Source organism: Halopenitus salinus (genome assembly GCF_042662125.1).
Taxonomy (GTDB): Archaea; Halobacteriota; Halobacteria; order Halobacteriales; family Haloferacaceae; genus Halopenitus; species Halopenitus salinus.
Window position 1 is genome coordinate 584,203 of sequence record NZ_JBHSXL010000009.1, and the last position, 19,248, is coordinate 603,450.

Below are 19,248 nucleotides of genomic sequence, written 5' to 3' on the forward strand. Positions count from 1 at the left end.
ACAGGCGGTCTACTTCGCGTCGTCTATCAGCGCGCGCGAGGAGTTCGCGACGACGAGCAGGCTGCTCGCCCCCATCGCGACGGCCGCGAAAAGCGGGTTCAACAGCCCGGCGAGCGCGAGCGGGATCGCGATCGCGTTGTAACAGAACGCCCAGCCGATGTTGCGTTTCACGCGCGCGCCGGCCGCCGTCGCCAGGTCGAAGACCGTCTCCACGGACCGGAGGTCGTCGTCGACGATCGCCACGTCCGCCGCGTCGGCGGCCATGGCCGTGCCGCCGCCGAGCGCGATCCCGAGGTCGGCGCGCGCGAGCGCCGGGGCGTCGTTGGTTCCGTCTCCGACCATCACGGTCGTCCCCGACGCGGAGAGACGCCCGACCGTCTCCGCTTTCCCCTCCGGGGGGACGCCGGCGAAGACCCGCGAGACCGCCTCGTGGTCGGCGAAGACGCCGGTCGCACGCTCGTCGTCGCCGGTGAGGACCACGACGTCGATCCCGCGATCGCCGAGCGCGTCGAAGGTCGCCTCCCACTCCCCGCGCAACTCGTCGCCGACGACGATCGTCCCCCGCGCCTCGCCGTCGCGGCCGACCGCGACCGGGACGCGCCCCACCGCGCGGGCCTCCTCGATCGTCCCGGCGACGTCCTCGGGAACCGTCCAGCCGCGCTCCGCAAAGAGGTCCGGATGCCCGACCATCACCGGCACGCCGTCGACGACGCCGGAGACGCCGGTCCGATGGCTCTCGAAGGAGTCGATGCGGGATCCGGACGTCGCCCCGTCGTTCGTGGTCCGTGTCGCTTCTTCGAGCGTTCCGCCGTCGGGGGCCGCCGTCCCTCGCTCGTCGCTGGCCTCCGCGATCGCGCGTCCGACCGGATGGGCGGAACGCTCCTCCAGGACCGCCGCGAGGTCCAACAGCTCCGGATCGACGTCCGCCTCGAGCACGCGCATCTCGCCGGTGGTGAGAGTGCCGGTCTTGTCGAAGACGACCGTCTCGGCCTCGCGAACCCGCTCGAAGACGGTCTCGTCGAAGACGACGATCGACCGCTCGAGGGCGTCGCGGATCCCCGAGGCGACGGCCAGGGGGGTCGCGAGCCCGAGCGCGCACGGACACGAGACGATGAGGACGGTCAGTCCGACGAGCATCGCGTCGGCCGGACTCGCCCCGGCCAGGAGGTATCCGACGGTCGAAACGGCCGCGAGGGCGAGCACGACCGGGACGAAGACGGTCGCGAGCCGGTCGGCGAGCGCCTGGATCCCGTGGTTCGAGCTCTGGAGGTCCCAGACCAGCTCCGCGATCCGATCGAGGCTGCTCGTCGCGTCCTCGCCGACCCGGACCACGAGCGCGCCGTCGGCGAGGACCGACCCGCCCACGACCGCGTCGCCGGGGCGTTTGTCGACCGGGAGGGACTCGCCGGTCACGACCGCCTCGTCGACGGCGCCCTCGCCGTCCACGACCTCGCCGTCGACCGGCACGCGTTCGCCCGTTCGCACGAGGATCCGATCGTCCTCCTCGAGAGCGTCGATCGCCACTGTCTCGGCGCGCTCGGAGTCGTTCGTTCCGACTGATTCACTCGTTGGATCCGCTCCGTCCGCTTCAGCCGACCCGTCCGATGCGTCCCCGTCGACTATCCGGCGCGCCTCGTCGACCTGCACGGTCGTGAGATCCGAGAGGAGTTCCGTCGCGCGCCGTTTGACGGACGTCTCGTAGTGGTTCCCGATCGTCACGATCACGAGGATCGCCACGGTCACGTCGAAGTAGACGTGCTCCGCGCCGACCGCGATGGCGAGCACCGAGTAGGCGTACGCGCTCACGGCCGCGAGCGCGACGAGGAGGTCCATGTTCGGCGAGCGCGTCCTGAGGCTCACGTAGGCGCCCCGCAGGATCGGCCGTCCGGTCACGACGAGGACGACGGTCGTGAGGATGCCGACGAAGCCGTAGAAGTAGGTGCTCGACCCGTGGCTCAACGCGTCCGCGAGGAACTGCGCGGTCCGCTCGCCGTAGAACAGCCCGCCGAAGTAGGTCGGATAGATGATGACGACGTACTGTAACATCACCATCATGCCGACGAGGACGCCGACCGCGAGCCGCACGGTCGCGAGCGCGTCGGCGCGACGCCGCCTGAACGCGTCGTCCCTGGCGTAGGCGTCGTATCCGAGTCCCGAGACCGCCTCCCGGAGATCGCGCTCGGAGACGGCCTCCGGGTCGTGGTCGATCCGGACGGTCTCCGTCACGTAGCTCGCGCTGGCGGCGCTCACGCCCGATTCGGCCTCCGCCGCGGACTCGATGAACGCCTCGCAGGTCGCACAGTGCATCCCCTCGACCTCGAGGAAGGTCGACTCGTGGTCCTCGGGGACCGGGTCGGGGTCGTTTCCGGCTCCCGTTCCCGCACCCTCCGTGGACGCCGCCCGCTCGCGAACGTCGGCGGCGTCCACGTCGTCGACCGAATCGAGCGCCTCGTGGACGTCCCGACAGCCCGGACAGCAGAAGTGGTTGCCGGCTCCATCGGTGACGTCCCTCGCCGGGAGGTCACAGAGCGTGCACGTCGGGGAACCGGCGTCGGTGTCTGGCTCGGTCATCGTCGGTCGGTAGGTCGATCGTCGGCCGCCGTCTCCGGGAACGTTCGGCCGCGACGTGGATGACTGTTGCGTCTCGCCGTCGATCGGCGGGGGTCGCTCTTCCTCGAACACTGGGGTCCGCTCTCCTCCGATCGACGAAGCACGCTCTCCCCCGAACGTTCCATCTCCGTTCCCACGATCAGACATGGCCTCCGGACCCGCTCAAGGGGTCGTAGAACGGGAACATCGGGTGGGGGACCGAGATCCCGAGGCTCATCAGCCCGTGGGCGAACAGGACGTATCCCAACACGACGAAGACGGCGCCGAGAAGCCGGTGGAGCCGGCGCCGGTGGACGGCGTCGACCGCCTCGATCACGGTGCCGTAGGCGAAGACGGCCGGGATCGTCCCGATTCCGAGCGCGGCCAACGCGATGGCACCCGCTTTCGGCGACCCCGTCGCGAACGCGTAGAGGTAGGCCGGATAGAGGATCGGACACGGCAACAGGCCGTGGAGTCCGCCGAGGACGACGATCCCCGGGCCGTTCGCGAGTCGGTCCACGTACGACAGGAGCCGGCCGGTCACGCGATCGAGGCCCGGCACGTGGATCCCGGCCGACGCCCTGGCGAACAGATAGCGCAGGCCGATGGCGACCACGAACAGCCCGACCGCGATCCCGACGACGCCGCGAACGAGGCCGGCGGCCGACGCCAGCGAGTCGGCGGTGACGAGGAGCGCGCCCCCGAGCGCACCCACGAGCGCGCCGATGAGGGTGTAGCTCGCCGCGCGTCCGACGTTGAAGAGGGCGTGCTGGCGGACCTCGTAGGGCGTGAGGTGTGACTCGCGTCCCCGGTCGGTCGGGTCGTCGGCCATTCGATCGGAATAGACCGTGACGAGCGGGCCGCACATCCCGATGCAGTGGGCGCCGCCGAGCAGCCCGACGAGCAGGAACAACGCGACGTCGACGCCGAGGAGATCGGCAGACGAGATCTGTGCGACGGCGGTCGATGGCGTGAGAGTGGACGGCGGCGTGACCATGGCCGGAGTGACCATCGGTCACTCCTCGACGACGACCGCTCCGATCATCCCGGCCTGTTCGTGGGGGATACAGACGTAGTCGTACCGTCCCGCTATCTCGAAGGTGTGTGAGAACTCCTCGGCGTTCTCGAGTGCGCCGCCCCGGTCGCTCCACCACTCCTCGCGTGCGGTCTCCTCGTTCCCGTACCCGCCGGTCGCGAAGAACTCGGCCTCCTCGGGGATCGCGTCCTCGTAGGCCGTGACGGTGTGGGTCCGCGCGCTCGTGTTGCGCCAGGTGACGGACTCCCCGACGGAGATCGTGATCTCCTGGGGACGGAAGGTCGTGGCGGTCATGCCGACGTCGTAGGCGTCCTCGCCGTCTCCGCGTCCTCCGCCGAGGCTCCCGAGACAGCCCGCGATCGAGACCGTCGACGCCGCGGCCGCCGCACCCCCGACGCGAGCGAGGAACCGTCTGCGCTGCATGATCGGGGATCGGGGACGACCGGGTATATGTACCGTGGTCCGATCCCGGCTCGTGGGAACACGACCTGGGGTTGGGTCGATCGGAGGGATTGGGTCGATCGAAGGTGATGGGCCGATCGGAGGGGGCCGGCTCCCGCCACGGCGTGTGGTCGGCGTCGCGCTCCGGGAGGCCGACGGATAATAAAACGTAAAGCCCCGCTGGCCGACCCGACGGATATGAAGCCGCGGTTCGCCGGGCGGTTCGGACTCGCCGACGCCGTCACGGTCACGAACGCGGCGGTGGGGTTCATCGCCGTGATCGCCGCGACGATCGACGTCGAACTCGCCGCTCGGCTGGTGCTGTTCGGAGCCATCGCCGACGCGCTCGACGGGATCGTCGCTCGCGCACGCGGCTCCTCGGCCGCCGGGGAGCACCTCGACTCGCTGGCCGACGTCGCCTCCTTCGGCGTCGCGCCGGCGACCCTCGTCGCGGTCACGGTCGTCGAGTCGGGGGCCACGTTTCCGGACCCGTTTTTCGTCCTCGGGATCGCGATTCCCGCGGTCTACGTCGCGATGGCGGTCACCCGCCTCGGGCTGTACGCCGCCTACGACCTCGAGAGCGAGGAGACGGAGGGCGTCCAGTCCACGCTGGCCGCGACGCTCGTCGCCGCCGCGGTGCTCGCGGGATACACCGACCCGGCCGTGCTCGTCGCGGGTACCGCGGTGCTCGCGGCGCTCATGGTCTCGCGGGTGACCTACCCCGACTTGCACGCCCAGGACGCCGCCGTGATGGGGGTCGTTCAGGCCGTGGCCGTGCTCCACACGGGCTACTGGGGACGCGTGTTCGCGTTCGCGCTGCTGTTTCTGGCCGGGGGATACCTGGTCTTCGCCCCGTGGTTCTACTGGCGCGACCGACTCGACGTCGGCGCCCTCTGGGGCGGGGACGGCGCCGGTAACGCCGGAGGAGGACCGAACGATCCCGGCCGACGTGACGACGATTGAGCGGATCCCTCGACGCGACCGTCGAAGTACCGACTCCGACCCGCACGGTCCAAACGCCGACTCCGAACGCCTGGTCAACACGCCGGTTCCGACCGGTTGCACGACGTTTATGTCCCCGCCGGTCACTCTCCCGGTATGAGCGAGGATTCCGCCTCGGAGAGCACGCCGGAGGGCGTTCGAATTCGCGACCGCGAGGAGCACGCGCGTTCGCCGGCGCACGCGCTCGCGTTGAACTGCCTGGCGGCCGGCATCGACGCCGCACATCCCCGGCGAGTGGTTCACGACTCGATCGGACTCGACGGCGAGACGCTTTTGATCGACGGGAGCGAGTACGACCTGGCGGACTACGACGATATCGTCGTCCTCGGCGGCGGGAAGGCCACCGCGACCGTGACGGTCGAACTCGAGTCGATCCTCGGGGACCGGATCACGGACGGCGTCATCGTGACGAACGACCCACGAGACAGCGAACGCGTCCGGGTCGAGACCGCGAGCCATCCGGTCCCCGACGAGGCCGGGGTCGCGGGCGCCCGCGCCGTGCTCGAGCGCGCTCGGACCTGCGGCGACCGGACGCTCGTGCTCGGGGTCATCACCGGGGGTGCGAGCGCGCTCCTGCCGGCCCCCGCGGAGGGTATCGACCTCTCGCAGCTGCAGGAGACGACCACCGCGCTGCTCGAGGCTGGCGCGACGATCGACGAGATCAACGCCGTCAGAAAGCACCTCTCCGCGATCAAGGGCGGACGGCTGGCGGCCGCCCTCGGTGCCGAGGTCGGTGGGTCGCCCGACGTCGCGTGTCTGTTGTGTTCGGACGTCGTCGGCGACGATCCGGGAACGATCGGGAGCGGCCCGCTCGTCCCCGACGAGACGACCTTCGAGGACGCCATCGAGGTTCTCGACCGGTACGGGCTGGACCTTCCGGACGCGATCCACGATCGACTGGAGCGCGGCGCATCCGGCGAGGTTCCGGAGACGCCGAAACCGGGCGATCCCGTCTTCGACCGCGTGTCGATCCATCTGATCGCCTCATCGCTCACCGCGTGTCTTGCGGCACGGGACGAGGGTAGGGACTCGGAAGCGATCGAGGGAGCGGATCGGGAGTCGATCGTCCTCTCCTCGCGAGTTCGCGGCGAGGCCGCGGAGGCCGCGATCTCCGCGTCCGCCGTCGCCGAGGAGATCGCGGCCTCCGGGAACCCTGTCGAGGCGCCCGCGGTCGTCGTCTCCGGCGGAGAGACCACCGTCTCGGTCTCGGAATCGGGCGAGGGCGGCCCCAACCAGGAGTTCGCGCTGTCGGCCGCGCTCGAACTCGACGTGGACGGGGTCGTCGTCGCCGCGGTCGACACCGACGGGATCGACGGCCCGACCGAGTACGCGGGCGCGATCGTCGACGCGGGGACCGTCTCCGACGCGGGACCGATATCGCCGACCGAGGCCGAGGGGGCGCTTTCGAGCAACGACGTGACGCCGGTCCTCGAGCGGGCCTCGGCGACGATCGAGACCGGCAAGACGGGAACCAACGTGAACGACCTCCGCGTGATCGTGATCCCGGAGGACGCCGACGAGTAGTCCACCTCCGCCGTTCCGCTTCGCCCTTTGAGGGGTCCGTCTCCACCGTTTCGTCCCGCGAGCCGCGGATAGGTTTTGAACGTGGCCGTCCTACGATCGCTCATGAGTGAGGCGTATCCACACTACATCGACGGCGAGTGGGACCACGGAAGCGGCGCCGAGACCTTCGAGAGCGGGAATCCGGCGACGGGCGAGACGCTTGCGACCGTCGAGCGCGGGACGCCTGCGGACGTCGACCGCGCCGTGGCGGCCGCGGAGGACGCCTTCGAGGAGTGGCGGGAACTCTCGCGCATCCAGCGCGCCGAGTACCTCTGGGAGGTCCACCGACAGCTTCGCGATCGAACCGACGAGCTGGCCGAGGTCGTCACGCGCGAGTGCGGCAAGGAGATAAGCGAGGGGCGTGCCGACGTCGTCGAGGCCGCACACATGGTCGAGTGGGCCGCCGGCGACGCCAGACACCCGAAGGGCGACGTGGTACCCTCGGAGATCCCGAGCAAGGACGCCTACATGCGCCGCAAGCCGCGCGGCGTGACGGGCTGTATCACGCCCTGGAACTTCCCGATCGCGATCCCGTTTTGGCACGTGGCGATCGCCCTCGTGGAGGGCAACACCGTGGTGTTGAAGCCCGCCGAACAGACGCCGTGGTGCGGCCACCTGATCGCGGAGCTGTTCGCGGACGCCGGGATCCCGAACGGCGTGTTCAACCTGGTCCAGGGGTTCGGCGACTCCGGAAACGCGCTCGTCGAGAACGACGCGGTCGCGACGGTGCTTTTCACCGGGTCCGCCGAGGTCGGCCGCGGGATCCAGGAGACGCTCGCCGGCGTCCCGGGACGCCGGGCCGCCTGCGAGATGGGCGGAAAGAACGCGATCGTCGTCACGGAGTCGGCCGACCTCGATCTCGCCGTCCGATCGGCGGCGATGTCGGCGTTCAAGACGACCGGCCAGCGCTGCGTCTCCGCCGAACGGGTGATCGTCCACACGGACGTCTACGAGGCGTTCAAAAAGCGGTTCCTCGAGGTCGCGGAGTCCGTCTCCGTCGGCGATCCGCTCGAGTCGGAGACGTTCATGGGTCCGCTCATCGAGGCGGATCACCTCGAGACGGTTCGGGGGTACAACGACCTCGCGGTCGAGGAGGGCGTGCGGGTGCTCCTCGACCGAAGCGACCTCGCGGCCGAGGAGATCCCGGCGGGCCACGAGGGGGGCAACTGGACCGGCCCGTTCGTCTACGAGGCCGATCCCGACGCGGACCTGCGGTGTACCCACGAGGAGGTCTTCGGTCCGCACGTCGCCCTCCTCGAGTACGACGGCGACGTCGACCGTGCCATCGCGATCCAAAACGACACCGAGTACGGTCTCGCGGGGGCGATAATCTCGGAGGACTACCGCCAGATCAACCGCTACCGCGACCGCGCCGAGGTCGGGCTGGCCTACGGGAACCTCCCGTGTATCGGCGCCGAGGTGCAGCTGCCCTTCGGCGGGCTCAAACGCTCCGGGAACGGGTACCCGAGCGCCCGCGAGGCGATCGAGGCGGTCACCGACCGCGTCGCCTGGACGCTCAACAACGCTCGCGACATCGAGATGGCACAGGGGCTCTCGGCGGAGATCAAGACCGAGGAGGAGTGATCCACCCGGTCCGGATCCCGGGATCGTTCCCCTCGGATATGCGTGTCGGGTATTACCCGGCATGAAACTCTTTCCGCAAGTTATACCGTATCGCGTGTGATACCGGAGGGTAATGAGCAGGAACATCCAGGTCAGCCGTCTCGACCGCCGGGCGGTCGAGGACCAGGAGGTCGAGATCGTCGAGCGGAAGGGGGTCGGCCATCCCGACTCGATCAGCGACGGGATCGCGGAATCGGTCTCCCGGGCGCTCTCGAAGCTGTACCTCGACCGCGTCGGAAAGGTGCTCCACTACAACACCGACGAGACGCAGCTGGTCGCGGGCACGGCGGCCCCGGAGTTCGGCGGCGGCGAGGTGATAGAGCCCATCTACATCCTCATCGTCGGCCGCGCCACGAAGGAGTACGAGGGAGCACACCTGCCGGTCGATTCGACGGCGCTCGCGGCCGCACGCGAGTACCTCGCCGAAACCGTCCCCGAACTGGAGTACGGGACCGACGTGATCGTCGACGTCAAGCTCGGGGAGGGGTCCGGCGACCTCCAGGACGTCTTCGGCGAGGACGAAAAGCGGGTTCCGATGGCCAACGACACCTCCTTCGGCGTCGGCCACGCGCCCCGCACCGAGACCGAGCAGATCGTCTACGACGCCGAACGAGAGCTCAACACGACCTACTACGCCGAGCACCCGGAGCTCGGCCCCGACGTGAAGGTGATGGGCAAACGCGAGGGCGACCGGATCGACATCACCGTCGCGGCCGCGATGGTCGACCGCCACCTCGATGGCCTGGAGGCCTACGACGACGCCGTCGAGTCGGTCCGCGAGTTCGTGACCGACCTCGCTCGCGATCGGACGAACCGGGAGGTCGTCGTGGACGTCAACACCGCCGACGACTACGAGGAGGATTCCGTCTATCTGACCGTGACCGGAACCTCCGCGGAGATGGGCGACGACGGCTCGGTCGGGCGCGGCAACCGCGCGAACGGGCTCATCACGCCAAACCGGCCGATGTCGATGGAGGCGACCTCCGGCAAGAACCCGGTCAACCACATCGGGAAGATCTACAACCTGCTGTCGACGGAGATCGCGGAGTCGGTCACGGCGCGGGTCGACGGCATTCGCGACCTGCAGGTTCGGCTCCTCTCACAGATCGGCCGCCCGATCGACGAGCCGCACGTGGCGGACGTCCAGCTCGTCACCGCCGACGGCGTCGACATCGCGGACATCGAGGACGACGTGATCGCGATCGTGGACGAGGAGCTGGCCGACGTGACCGGCGTGACGAAGCGGGTCATCGAGGGCGACGTCTCGACGTTCTGATCGACCGCCGGCAGCCGACTCGGACAGCCGACTCGGACGTCCGCTCGAACCGCCGAGGACCACAACCGATTTGCCCGCAGGCCGACTTCTCTCCGGCATGACGACGGTGTGTCTCGTGGGAAAGCCGGACGTGACCCTCGCCTACGAGCTGCTCTCCCGTGAGACCGCCCGCGACGCGCTTTCGACCTACGAGATCGACGAGCCCTTCGAGAACGCCATCGCGGTCGAGACCGTCAGCCTCGGCGCGGCCGTCTCGCTTTGTAACGACCTGAAGTGGTACCGCGACCGGTTCGTCGCTGAGTCGCTCGTCCGTGACCCGTCCGTCGACCCCGACGAGTGGCTCTCCGCGGCGCTCGCCCGCCGGGTTCGCGACGGCGAGGTGCCGCCCGAACAGACCGACCGACGCCTCGCGGTCTTCGGGGTTCGGGACGGACGGCTCGTCGATCCCCGGTACGTCCTCCGCGAGCAGGGGACCGTCCCGAAGCGCGAGGGCGACGACGTCGAGGAGACGGTGGTCGTCCGCGTCACCGCCGAGGAGTTCGAGGGATGAGGGGTTCGGACGTCGGATGACGGAATCAAGACGCCGTTCGTCACGGCGACCCTCCGTCACTCCCGGGCGGAATCCGGATCGAACATGCCGGTCGACATGTACCGTTCGCCGCTGTCCCAAAAGACCGTGATCACGAGCGGCTCCGTGCCGGCGTAGTCGTCGGATTCGCGGAGTTCACGTACGACGGCCTTCGCCGCGAGGTTCGAGGCGCCCGAGGACTGACCGACGAAGATCCCCTCCTCGCGGGCGAGGCGGCGACACTCCGCCTCCGCGTCGGACAGCTCGACCGTGTGGACCTCATCGAGGAGGTCGACGTCGAGGTTCGGGGAGACGAATCCGGGGCCCATTCCCTGAAAGGCGTCCCCGGTGGGCTCCTCGCCGGAGAGGACGGCACTTTCCGCGGGCTCGACGGCGTCGACACGGAGGTCCGGGAACTCCTCGCGAAGGCGTCTTCCGATCCCCGTGATCGTCCCGCCGGTTCCGACCCCGGCGACGACGGCGTCGATCGGACGGCCGTCCCGCTGTTCGAGGATCTCGCTCGCGGTCGTCTCGTAGTGGGAGCGCGGATTTGCGGGGTTCTCGAACTGCTTCGGCTGAAAGAGTCCCTCCTCGGCCGCAAGCTCGTCGGCCCGGTCGTTCGCGTCGGAGATGTCCCCTTCGACCAGCTCGATCTCCGCTCCGTAGGCGCGCATGATCTCCCGTCGTTCCGGCGACTTCGACTCGGGCATCACGATCGTGACGTCGTAGCCCTTTACGGCCCCGACCGTCGCGAGCCCGATCCCCGTGTTCCCGGAGGTCGCCTCCACGACCCCGTCGTCGGGCGAGAGATCGCCCCGTTCCTCGGCGGCCTCGATCATCGCGAGCGCCGGGCGGTCCTTCGCGGACCCGCCGGGGTTCTTCGATTCGATCTTCGCCGCTACCGTGGTTCCCTCGGGGGACGAGACGCGGACCAGAGGCGATCCGATGGTCTCGAGGATGTCGGCGTCCATCGCCGACGGCTACGGCGAGGGCGCCTAAACGCCCTCCGGTCGCGGCGCCGGCGTCCTCGAGAACTGCGGCGACCGGCGACGCGCGGCTTTTAACGGGGGCGTTCCTAAAGGCCGCCATGACGCTTCGAACGATGCAGCCCAACGCGGCGTGGAGTCCGGCCGGGTACGAGGACGCGATCGAGACGCTCGGCGACGACGAGTACGTCTTCAAGGTGTGGGGCGGCGACTGGTGTGGCGACTGTCGAAGCCAGCTGCCGGACTTCGCTGCCGCCCTCGAGGCCGCCGACGTGCCCGACGACCGGATCGAACACCACCCGGTCGAGAAGAACGACGACGGCTCGAAGCGCGGCCCCGGCGTCGAGGAGTACGGGATCGAGTTGATCCCGACGGTCGTCGTCGAGCTCGACGGCGAGGAGGTCGCGCGGTTCGTCGAGGAGGAGCCGGTTCCGATCGCCGTTCACCTGGCCGGACAGCTCGACGACCTCGAGGCCGACGCGACCGCCTGAGCGGAACCGAAAACGGAGCCGAGTCCTACGGCCAGTTGCCGGCCTGTTCGTAGGCGTCGACGACGCGCTGGAGGGCCACGACGTAGGCCGCGGTGCGCAGGTTCGGCAGGTCGTGTTCCTCGTAGGCGTTGATGAGCCCGTCGAAGGCGTCGGTCATGACGCGCTCGAGCTCCTCGTTCACCTTCTCCTCGCTCCAGTGGAACCGCTGGCGGTTCTGGACCCACTCGAAGTAGGAGACGGTGACCCCGCCGGCGTTCGCGAGGATGTCCGGGACGACCCAGACGTCTCTGTCGGCGAGCACGTCGTCGGCACCGGGAGTGAGCGGCCCGTTCGCGGCCTCGACGATGACGTCCGCTTGGACCTGTTCCGCGAGTTCCGCGTCGATGGCGTTCTCGAGGGCGGCCGGAACGAGGAGGTCGACGTCGAGGGTGAGCAGTTCCTCGTTCGTAATCTCGTCCGCGTCGCCGTAGCCGACGACGCTTCCGGTTTCGTCCTTGTGTTCCTTGACTGCCACCGCGTCCAGTCCGCGCGGATCGTGGACGCCGCCCGAGGAGTCGGAGACGGCGACGACCGAGGCGCCGAGGTCCTCGAGGAGGTCGGCCGTGATCCAGCCGGCGTTCCCGTAGCCCTGGACCGCGACCGTCGCACCCTCGATGCCCTTCCCGATCCAGTCGAACAGGTCGCGTGCGGCGAGCATCGTCGAGCGGCCGGTCGCCTCGACGCGTCCCTCGGATCCGCCGGAGTCGATCGCCTTCCCCGTGATGACGCCGGGCGCGGTCGTGTTCTCGAGGGTCTCGTAGGTGTCCTTGATCCAGTTCATCTCCCGCTGGCCCGTGTTGACGTCGGGCGCGGGCACGTCACGGTCCTCGCCGATGATGGGGCGAAGCTCGGTCGCGAACGCGCGCGTGATCCGTTCGAGTTCGTCCTCGGAGTACTGCGCCGGGTCGATGCTGATCCCGCCCTTCCCGCCGCCGTAGGGGATGTCGACGACGGCGCACTTGTAGACCATCCATCCCGAAAGCGCCTTCACCTCGTCGCGGGTGACGTTCGGGTGATACCGGATCCCGCCCTTGTAGGGACCGCGGTCGCCGTTGAACTGCGATCTGTAGGCGCGCACCGTCTCGAGGCTCCCGTCGTCGAGCTCGACGGTCAGGTTGGTCTCCAGGATCCGTTCCGGGTTCCGAAGCCGCTCTACGACGCCGTCGTCGAGGTCGAGATGTGCGGCTGCGTCGCCGATCTGCTCTTGAAGGCTCTCGAACGGATTGGCATCGTTCGACATACGCGATAAAGGTATATGCGTGTGGTTAACTGTACCGTCTCAAATCGATCGTCTACATATCCACCAATACCCCTTATATGTCATGAATTCCAGGGATCCTGCCGATCGAATAACCCATTTTCCTCACCGGATACCGGAATCACGTGCACGTTCGATCACCCGTTCTGCCTGCTCGAGCAGGGGCGCGTCGATCATCTCGCCGTCGACCTCGAAGGCGCCCCGCTCCTCGTTCGCCGCGTCCTCGCCGGCCGCGAGCACGCGTTCGGCCCACGCGATCCGGTCCGCGTCGGGCGTAAACGCGTCGTTGATGATCGACACCTGTGCGGGGTGGATCGCGATCTTCCCGTCGTACCCGAAGCCGGCCGCGGTTTCGGCCGCCGCGGCGAGTCCGTCTTCGTCCTCGAAGTCGGGATGGACCGTGTCGATCGCCTGGACGTCGGCGGCGGCGGCCGCGATCACGACGCGCTGGCGCGCGTAGATCATCTCGGTTCCCTCGGCGGTCCGCATCGCGCCGACGTCCGCCGCCAGATCCTCGGCGCCGAAGACGAGCGCGCTCGTCGCGTCGGCGGCGGCGATGGACGCGGCGTTCACCACGCCCGCGGCGGTCTCGACCAGCGCGAGGACCGCCGGATCCAGACCCCGATCGGCAAGCGCCGCCCCGATCTCGTCGACGCGTCCCGCGGACTCGACCTTCGGGAGCATCACGGAATCGAGCCGGATGTCCGACGCGTCGTCGCCACTCGTCCGCTCGCCACTTGCCCGCTCGCCACCCGTCCGCTCGCCACCGACGGCCCCGACGATGGCGTCGAGATCGACGAGCGGTTCCGACGCGGTCAGCCGCACGCAGACCTCGGCGTCGGGGTCGAAGGCGGGATCCGCGAGGACCTCCCGAACCGCCCGACGCGCGGCCGCCTTGTGCCCCGGGGAGACGGCGTCCTCCAGATCGAAACAGATCACGTCCGCGTCGGTCTCGGCCGCCTTCCGGAGCATCGCCGGTCTGTCGCCGGGTGAAAAGAGCACGCTCCGTCGAACCATGCCCGGCGTTGGCCGTGAGGATTAATAAGTGATCGCCGGAGTAGACACGTATGGCGGGTAGATACGCATGACGGGACGGTACTACGAGGAACACGCATGACGGGACGGTACTACGGGGAGTTCGAACCCGGCGAGACGATCGATCACGCGAGACGCCGAACGGTCAGCGAGGCTGACAACCAGCGATTCTGTGACCTGACGATGAACGCACAGCCGCTGCATCTGGACGCCGCCTTCGCCGCGGAGACGACCTTCGGCGAGCGGATCGTCAACGGCCTGTACACGCTCTCGCTCGCTGTCGCGCTCACCATCCCCGAGACCACCGACGGGACCATCGTCGCGAACCTCGGGTACGACGCCGTCGAGCACCCGAACCCGGTCTTCCACGGCGACACCATCCGGGCCCGCTCGACGGTGACGGACAAACGCGAGACGAGCGACGGCGATCGGGGGATCGTCACGATGCACGTCGAGGCCTTCGCGATCCGGGACAGGGATCGTGAAAACGACCGCCTCGTCTGCGAGTTCGATCGGACGGTCCTCTCGAAGAAGCGCCCGGACGACGACGAGTGAGTTCGCGTCCGACGGAAAGCGGGACCGATCGCGTCCTCACCCTTTATCCGGGCCGTCGTCGATCGAACGGACATGGACGTCGATCCGCTGATCGAACGGGCTCGCGACGCGCTCGAGCACGCGCACGTACCGTACTCGGAGTATGCGGTCGGTGCCGCGCTCCGGGCCGCCGACGGAACCGTCTACACGGGCTGTAACCTCGAGAACGCCAACTACTCGAACAGCCTCCACGCCGAGGAGGTCGCGATCGCCAAGGCCGTCACCGGGGGACACGAGTCGTTCGACCGGCTCGCCGTCGCCTCCGACGCGCGGGACGGGGTGACGCCCTGTGGCATGTGTCGCCAGACGCTCGTCGAGTTCTGCGAGCCGGACCTGGAGATCGTCTGCGACGAGGGCGACGGGAAGTCGACGAGCTACACGCTCGGCGAGCTGCTCCCGGCGGCCATCTCCGCCGACACGCTCTCCGCGGCCGAGGAAGGCGAGTAGGCGGACCCGCGGCGAGCCGATCCCTGCTTCCCGGTCAGCGATTCCGTCCGACAGGGAAGGCGATCCGGTCGGGGTGCTCGCCGAACCGCTCGAGCACGCGCTCGTAGAGTTCGTTCTTCACCCGCTGGCCGCGGCGGGGATGTGCGAGATACCGAAGGCGCAGCTCCACCCAGCTTTCGCGCTGGGCGACGTTCACCGTGGGGCGGTCGGTCACCTCGAGTTCGACCGGCGTCTCCGCGAGCGCCTCGCGGTAGGCCGCGACGTGGCGGGCCATCTCGTCGCCGAGATAGGCGTCCGCCTCCTCGCGCAGGAGTTCGCGCGCGAACGCGAGATCGGTCTCGTAGGCCACCTGCACCGCGATCTCGTTCCAGACGTACGGCGACCCGCCGCCGCCGAAGTTCACCACCTCCGAGGAGAGAACGAGCCCGTTCGGCACCGTCACCACGCGTCCGGACGGCTGGTTCGAGGAGACGAGCTCGCCGTTTATCTCCCAGATCGTCGTCGCGAGGAAGTCGACGGCGATGACGTCGCCCTTCGCCTCGCCGATCCGGACTCGATCGCCGACCGAGTAGGGACGCCGGACCAGGATGTACAGCCAGGCGACGAGCGAGGAGAGCGGCTGCTGAAGCGCGAAGGTGACCGCGAAGCCGACCACGCCGAGCGAGACGAGCAGCCCGAGCCACTGGCGGGTGAGCACCGCGAGCACCGCAAGCGCGCCCGCGAACCCGAACGCGAGCCGGAGGACGTTCCGCAGGTCGTGTCGCCGGCGCTTACTCGCGTTGTGTGAGAGCACGGCGAGGACGAGCGCGTAGAGCCCGAAGGCGACGAGCGCCACCCCGATCGCGAGCATTCCACGGGCGACGAGCGTCCCGACCGGCCAACCGAGGACGGGCGGGAACGACTCGATCGGGTCGAACGCGGCGATCGCTCCGGCCGCGATCCCGCAGGCGATCCCGGCCGCGAGCGCGGCGATCGCCGTGACCCTCGTTCGGTTCACTGTGCGGATATCCCGCCCACCCGACTAAACGGTTGTGCCGACACTCATGTCGTGGTCGTTCGTGTGTCTCCCCACTTCACTCTTCGCCGCCGGGGAGTCGGGGCGTCTTCGAGATCGTCTGAGCCGAGCGTGATCGTCCCGCTCAGACGACGGCGTCGTAAGCCTCGCTCATCCGCTCGATCGCCTCCTCCAGCTCCGACTCGTCGGTCGCATACGAGATCCTGGCGTAGCCCTCGCCGTGTTCGCCGAACGCCTCACCGGGAACGATCACGACGCCGCGGTCGAGGCACTCGTCGATGAAGCCCTCGGGGACCTCCGGCATCGCGTAGAAGGCGCCGCTGGGGCGCGCACATTCGAGGCCGATCTCCGCGAAGCCGTCGAGGACGAGATCGCGGCGACGCTCGAACGAGTCGGTCATCTCCTCGACGACCGACTGGTCGCCGGTGAGCGCCGCCTCGGCGGCGAACTGCGCCGGCGCGGACGCGCACGCCTGAACGTACTGGTGGACGCGCAGCATGCGGTCGATCCGCTCGGAGCCGGCCGTGACCCACCCGAGCCGCCAGCCGGTCATCGAATAGAGCTTCGAGACGGAGTGGACGACGACGACGTTTCCGCCGGCGTCGAACTCCATCGGCGAGCGGTGTTCCCCCTCGAAGACGGTGTACTCGTAGACCTCATCGGAGATGCAGAGGACGTCGTGTTCGCGGGCGATCCGGGCGAACTCCGCGACGTCCTCCGGGTCGGAGACGGCGCCGGTCGGGTTCGCCGGCGAGTTGACGATGAACGCGCGCGTGTCCTCGGTGATGGCCTCCTCGATGGCGGCGGGATCGATGGTCAGGTCCTCGCGAAGGGGGACCGAAACCGGCTCCGCGCCCGTGAGCGTGGTGAGCGCGGCGTAGGAGACGAATCCCGGATCGGGGACGAGCACCTCGTCGCCGGCGCCGACGTGCGCCTCGAGCGCGAGGTGGAGCGCCTCGCTGCCGCCCGCGGTCGCGATCACGTCGTCCGGATCGATGGAGACACCCTGGTCGCGTTCGTGTTTGTCGACGATCGCCTCCCGCAGGGGCGAGATCCCCCGGTTCGGCGTGTATCCGTCCGCCTTTCCGGCACGGATCGCCTCGACGGCCGCCTCCCGGGCGTGGTCGGGGGCGGGAAAGTCCGGCTGGCCCAGCCCGAGGTTGATCGCGTCCTCGCCGGCCGCGTCGAACACCTCGCGGATGCCGCTGGCCGGTATCCGCTCGATCCGGTCCGAGAAGGTCGGTGTGGACATACCTAACGGAGGGATCCGCCCCCGAATAATTCTTGTCACACGCCCCGCGTGACGGCAACTCCCTAACGTCCGGAAGTGGACGGTTCGAACGCCGGGAGGCGGGCGACTCAGACGTCCGGGAACGAGCGACTCAAACGCCCCACCAGTGGACGATCCCGAGCGTCGTCACGACGGTGAGGATCGCCTGCAGCGGGGCGCCGACCCGGATGAAGTCGCCGAACCGGTAGCCCCCCGGCCCGTAGACCATCAGGTTCGTCTGGTAGCCGATCGGCGTCATGAGCGCCGTCGAGGCCGCGAAGGTGACGGCGAGGACGAACGAGAACGGCTCGGCGCCGATCGCCTCGGCCGTGTCGACGGCGACGGGGATCATCAACACGACGCTCGCGTTGTTGCTCACCACGTTCGTGATGAGCGAGGTGAACAGATAGAAGACGCCCAACACCACGATCGGCGCCAGGCCGGCGGTCCCGACGACGACCACGCTCGCGAGCCACTCCGCGCCGCCCGTTCGCTCCATCGCGACGCCGAGCGGGATGAGCCCGGCCAGCAGGAACACGACGCTCCAGTCGACCGACTCGTACACCTCGGTCGGCTTGACGCAGCCGGTCGCGACCATCGCGACCATGCCCGCGAGCGCGCTGATGAGGATGGGCATCACCTCCAGCGCCGCGAGCGCGACCACCCCGAGAACGATCCCCACGGCGACCGGGATCCGGCTTCGTCTGAAGTCCGGCCGCGTCAGCTCGCGGGCCAACACGAAGTTTCGGTCGTTCCCGAACCGCCGGATCGTGTCGTCGGACGCCTGGATGAGGAGGGTGTCGCCGCCGCGGAGCCGGCGTTCGTCCATGCGGGCGTGGATGACCTGCCCGCCGCGGCGGATCGCGAGGACGGTCGCGTCGTATCTGTTCCGGAAGTTCGTCGTCTCGAGCGTCTCGCCCACGATGGACGCCTCCGGCGAGAGGACGACCTCGACGAGGCTCTGGTCGTCCTCCGGCTCCATCGCCGCGTCCTCAACGTCGAGGGTCTCCTCCGTGACCTCCGCGTCCGGGGCCAGATCGAGGCCCTCCGCGTCGAGCAGCTCGAGCAGGCTCGAGCGGTCCGTCCGGATGACGAAGACGTCGTCGGGTCGCACCTCCTTTCGCGCCAGCGGCTCGGAGAACACCTGGTCGCCCCGGACCAGCTGAACCACGTCGACGTCGAGGTCCGTGTCCTGGAGGACCTGGTTGACGGTCCGACCGACGAGCGGGGAGTCCTCCCGCACGACCACCTCCGTGAGGTACTCCGCCATCTCGAACTCCTCGATCAGCTCCTCGTCGACGGTGATCCGTTCGGGGAGGAGGTACCGTCCGATCGTCGCGATGTAGACGGTTCCGGTCACGAGGACGAGCACGCCGAGCTGGGTGAACTCGAACATCGAGAACGGGTGGCCGATGAGCCTCGCGGAGACGTCGGAGGCGAGGATGTTCGTCGAAGTTCCGATCAGCGTGAGCGTGCCGCCGAGCATCGCCACGAACGAGACCGGCATCAGCAGCTTGGAGGGGGAGATCCCGGTCTTCTTCGAGATCGTGTTGACCATCGGGATCATGATCGCGACGACCGGCGTGTTGTTGATGAGTCCCGCCGTCCCTCCGGAGATCCCCAACACGGCGAGCAGCTGTTTGAGGTGGCTGTCGCCGAACCGCTCCGCGACCGCGGCGCCGACGATGTTGATGAGCCCCGAGCGTCGGATCCCCTCGCTGAGGACGAACATCGCGAGGACGGTGATCGTGGCCGGACTCGAGAACCCGCTCACGCCGGTGGTCGGATCGACGCGCGTCCACGGCTCGAGGACGACGAGCGCGACGAGGACCCCCACCGCGACGATGTCGATCGGCAGCGGCTCGGCGACGAACAACACGAGCGCGACGGCGACGATGGCGAACACGAGGAGGATCCCGGGCGTCACGGGCGGGATCGACGCGCCCGTCTGTCCGAGAACCGAGGTCCACATCGTGGATGGCTCCGCGGCGGGGCCCGATAAAACCTTGCTGAAG

17 protein-coding genes are annotated in these 19,248 nt (G+C 68.9%); 8 read left to right on the top strand and 9 right to left on the bottom strand.

All coding sequences use genetic code 11. The features are described 5' to 3' along the window. Positions 1-9: 9 nt before the first annotated feature. The 3 genes from ACFQE9_RS12445 to ACFQE9_RS12455 all read right to left on the bottom strand — a co-directional run bounded on the left by ACFQE9_RS12445 (position 10) and on the right by ACFQE9_RS12455 (position 4,048). Entirely contained in the window at positions 10-2,571 is a 2,562-nt protein-coding gene (locus tag ACFQE9_RS12445; protein ID WP_379745608.1) for a heavy metal translocating P-type ATPase, read from the bottom strand. 178 nt (positions 2,572-2,749) lie between these two features. Next, positions 2,750-3,538 (bottom strand): sulfite exporter TauE/SafE family protein, encoded by a 789-nt coding sequence (locus ACFQE9_RS12450; RefSeq protein ID WP_379745610.1) that lies wholly within the window; start codon positions 3,536-3,538, stop codon positions 2,750-2,752. Between the two features lie 66 nt (positions 3,539-3,604). Beyond that, a complete protein-coding gene (locus ACFQE9_RS12455) occupies positions 3,605-4,048 on the bottom strand; it encodes a cupredoxin domain-containing protein (RefSeq protein WP_379745065.1) in 444 nt (147 codons plus the stop codon). Positions 4,049-4,264: 216 nt separating this feature from the next. Between ACFQE9_RS12455 and ACFQE9_RS12460 the strand changes: the two genes are divergently transcribed. The 5 genes from ACFQE9_RS12460 to ACFQE9_RS12480 all read left to right on the top strand — a co-directional run bounded on the left by ACFQE9_RS12460 (position 4,265) and on the right by ACFQE9_RS12480 (position 10,080). Next, positions 4,265-5,029 carry a protein sorting system archaetidylserine synthase gene (locus ACFQE9_RS12460; RefSeq protein ID WP_379745068.1) on the top strand — a complete coding sequence of 255 codons (765 nt, stop codon included), beginning with the start codon at positions 4,265-4,267 and terminating at the stop codon, positions 5,027-5,029. A gap of 135 nt (positions 5,030-5,164) precedes the next feature. After that, positions 5,165-6,592, top strand: a complete 1,428-nt coding sequence (locus ACFQE9_RS12465) for a glycerate kinase type-2 family protein (RefSeq protein ID WP_379745071.1) — start codon at positions 5,165-5,167, stop codon at positions 6,590-6,592. A gap of 102 nt (positions 6,593-6,694) precedes the next feature. After that, positions 6,695-8,215, top strand: coding sequence for an aldehyde dehydrogenase family protein (locus ACFQE9_RS12470; RefSeq protein ID WP_379745074.1), 1,521 nt, complete (start codon positions 6,695-6,697; stop codon positions 8,213-8,215). A gap of 112 nt (positions 8,216-8,327) precedes the next feature. Further along, positions 8,328-9,530, top strand: coding sequence for a methionine adenosyltransferase (locus ACFQE9_RS12475; RefSeq protein ID WP_379745077.1), 1,203 nt, complete (start codon positions 8,328-8,330; stop codon positions 9,528-9,530). A 97-nt stretch (positions 9,531-9,627) separates the two neighbouring features. Next, on the top strand, positions 9,628-10,080 hold the full coding sequence (locus ACFQE9_RS12480) for a DUF5804 family protein (RefSeq protein ID WP_379745080.1): 453 nt from the start codon (positions 9,628-9,630) through the stop codon (positions 10,078-10,080). Between the two features lie 56 nt (positions 10,081-10,136). On the opposite strand, the gene ACFQE9_RS12485 is transcribed toward ACFQE9_RS12480, so the two are convergent. Further along, positions 10,137-11,069: a PLP-dependent cysteine synthase family protein gene (locus ACFQE9_RS12485; RefSeq protein WP_379745083.1), complete on the bottom strand. Its 933-nt coding sequence runs from the start codon at positions 11,067-11,069 to the stop codon at positions 10,137-10,139. Positions 11,070-11,185: 116 nt separating this feature from the next. Here ACFQE9_RS12485 and ACFQE9_RS12490 point away from each other — a divergent pair, with 116 nt between their 5' ends. Further along, entirely contained in the window at positions 11,186-11,575 is a 390-nt protein-coding gene (locus ACFQE9_RS12490; protein WP_379745086.1) for a thioredoxin family protein, read from the top strand. A 25-nt stretch (positions 11,576-11,600) separates the two neighbouring features. Here ACFQE9_RS12490 and ACFQE9_RS12495 read toward each other — a convergent pair whose 3' ends face one another. Together ACFQE9_RS12495 and ACFQE9_RS12500 are read right to left on the bottom strand one after the other, a co-directional pair. After that, the gene (locus tag ACFQE9_RS12495; RefSeq protein ID WP_379745089.1) at positions 11,601-12,854 is read right to left on the bottom strand and encodes a Glu/Leu/Phe/Val family dehydrogenase; all 1,254 of its coding nucleotides are present in this window, start codon (positions 12,852-12,854) and stop codon (positions 11,601-11,603) included. A 123-nt stretch (positions 12,855-12,977) separates the two neighbouring features. Further along, positions 12,978-13,889 carry an HpcH/HpaI aldolase/citrate lyase family protein gene (locus tag ACFQE9_RS12500; protein ID WP_379745092.1) on the bottom strand — a complete coding sequence of 304 codons (912 nt, stop codon included), beginning with the start codon at positions 13,887-13,889 and terminating at the stop codon, positions 12,978-12,980. A gap of 96 nt (positions 13,890-13,985) precedes the next feature. On the opposite strand from ACFQE9_RS12500, the gene ACFQE9_RS12505 reads away from it, so the two are divergent. Both ACFQE9_RS12505 and cdd read left to right on the top strand, forming a co-directional pair. Continuing rightward, positions 13,986-14,462 (top strand): MaoC family dehydratase, encoded by a 477-nt coding sequence (locus ACFQE9_RS12505; RefSeq protein WP_379745096.1) that lies wholly within the window; start codon positions 13,986-13,988, stop codon positions 14,460-14,462. 72 nt (positions 14,463-14,534) lie between these two features. Continuing rightward, entirely contained in the window at positions 14,535-14,948 is a 414-nt protein-coding gene (gene cdd, locus ACFQE9_RS12510; RefSeq protein ID WP_379745099.1) for a cytidine deaminase, read from the top strand. A 34-nt stretch (positions 14,949-14,982) separates the two neighbouring features. Here the strand turns inward: cdd and ACFQE9_RS12515 are convergent, their stop codons facing one another. The 3 genes from ACFQE9_RS12515 to ACFQE9_RS12525 form a co-directional block, all read right to left on the bottom strand. Then, the gene (locus tag ACFQE9_RS12515) at positions 14,983-15,945 is read right to left on the bottom strand and encodes a mechanosensitive ion channel family protein (protein ID WP_379745102.1); all 963 of its coding nucleotides are present in this window, start codon (positions 15,943-15,945) and stop codon (positions 14,983-14,985) included. A gap of 142 nt (positions 15,946-16,087) precedes the next feature. After that, a complete protein-coding gene (locus ACFQE9_RS12520) occupies positions 16,088-17,215 on the bottom strand; it encodes a pyridoxal phosphate-dependent aminotransferase (protein ID WP_379745105.1) in 1,128 nt (375 codons plus the stop codon). A 130-nt stretch (positions 17,216-17,345) separates the two neighbouring features. Continuing rightward, positions 17,346-19,205, bottom strand: a complete 1,860-nt coding sequence (locus tag ACFQE9_RS12525; protein WP_379745108.1) for an SLC13 family permease — start codon at positions 19,203-19,205, stop codon at positions 17,346-17,348. Positions 19,206-19,248 lie beyond the last annotated feature (43 nt).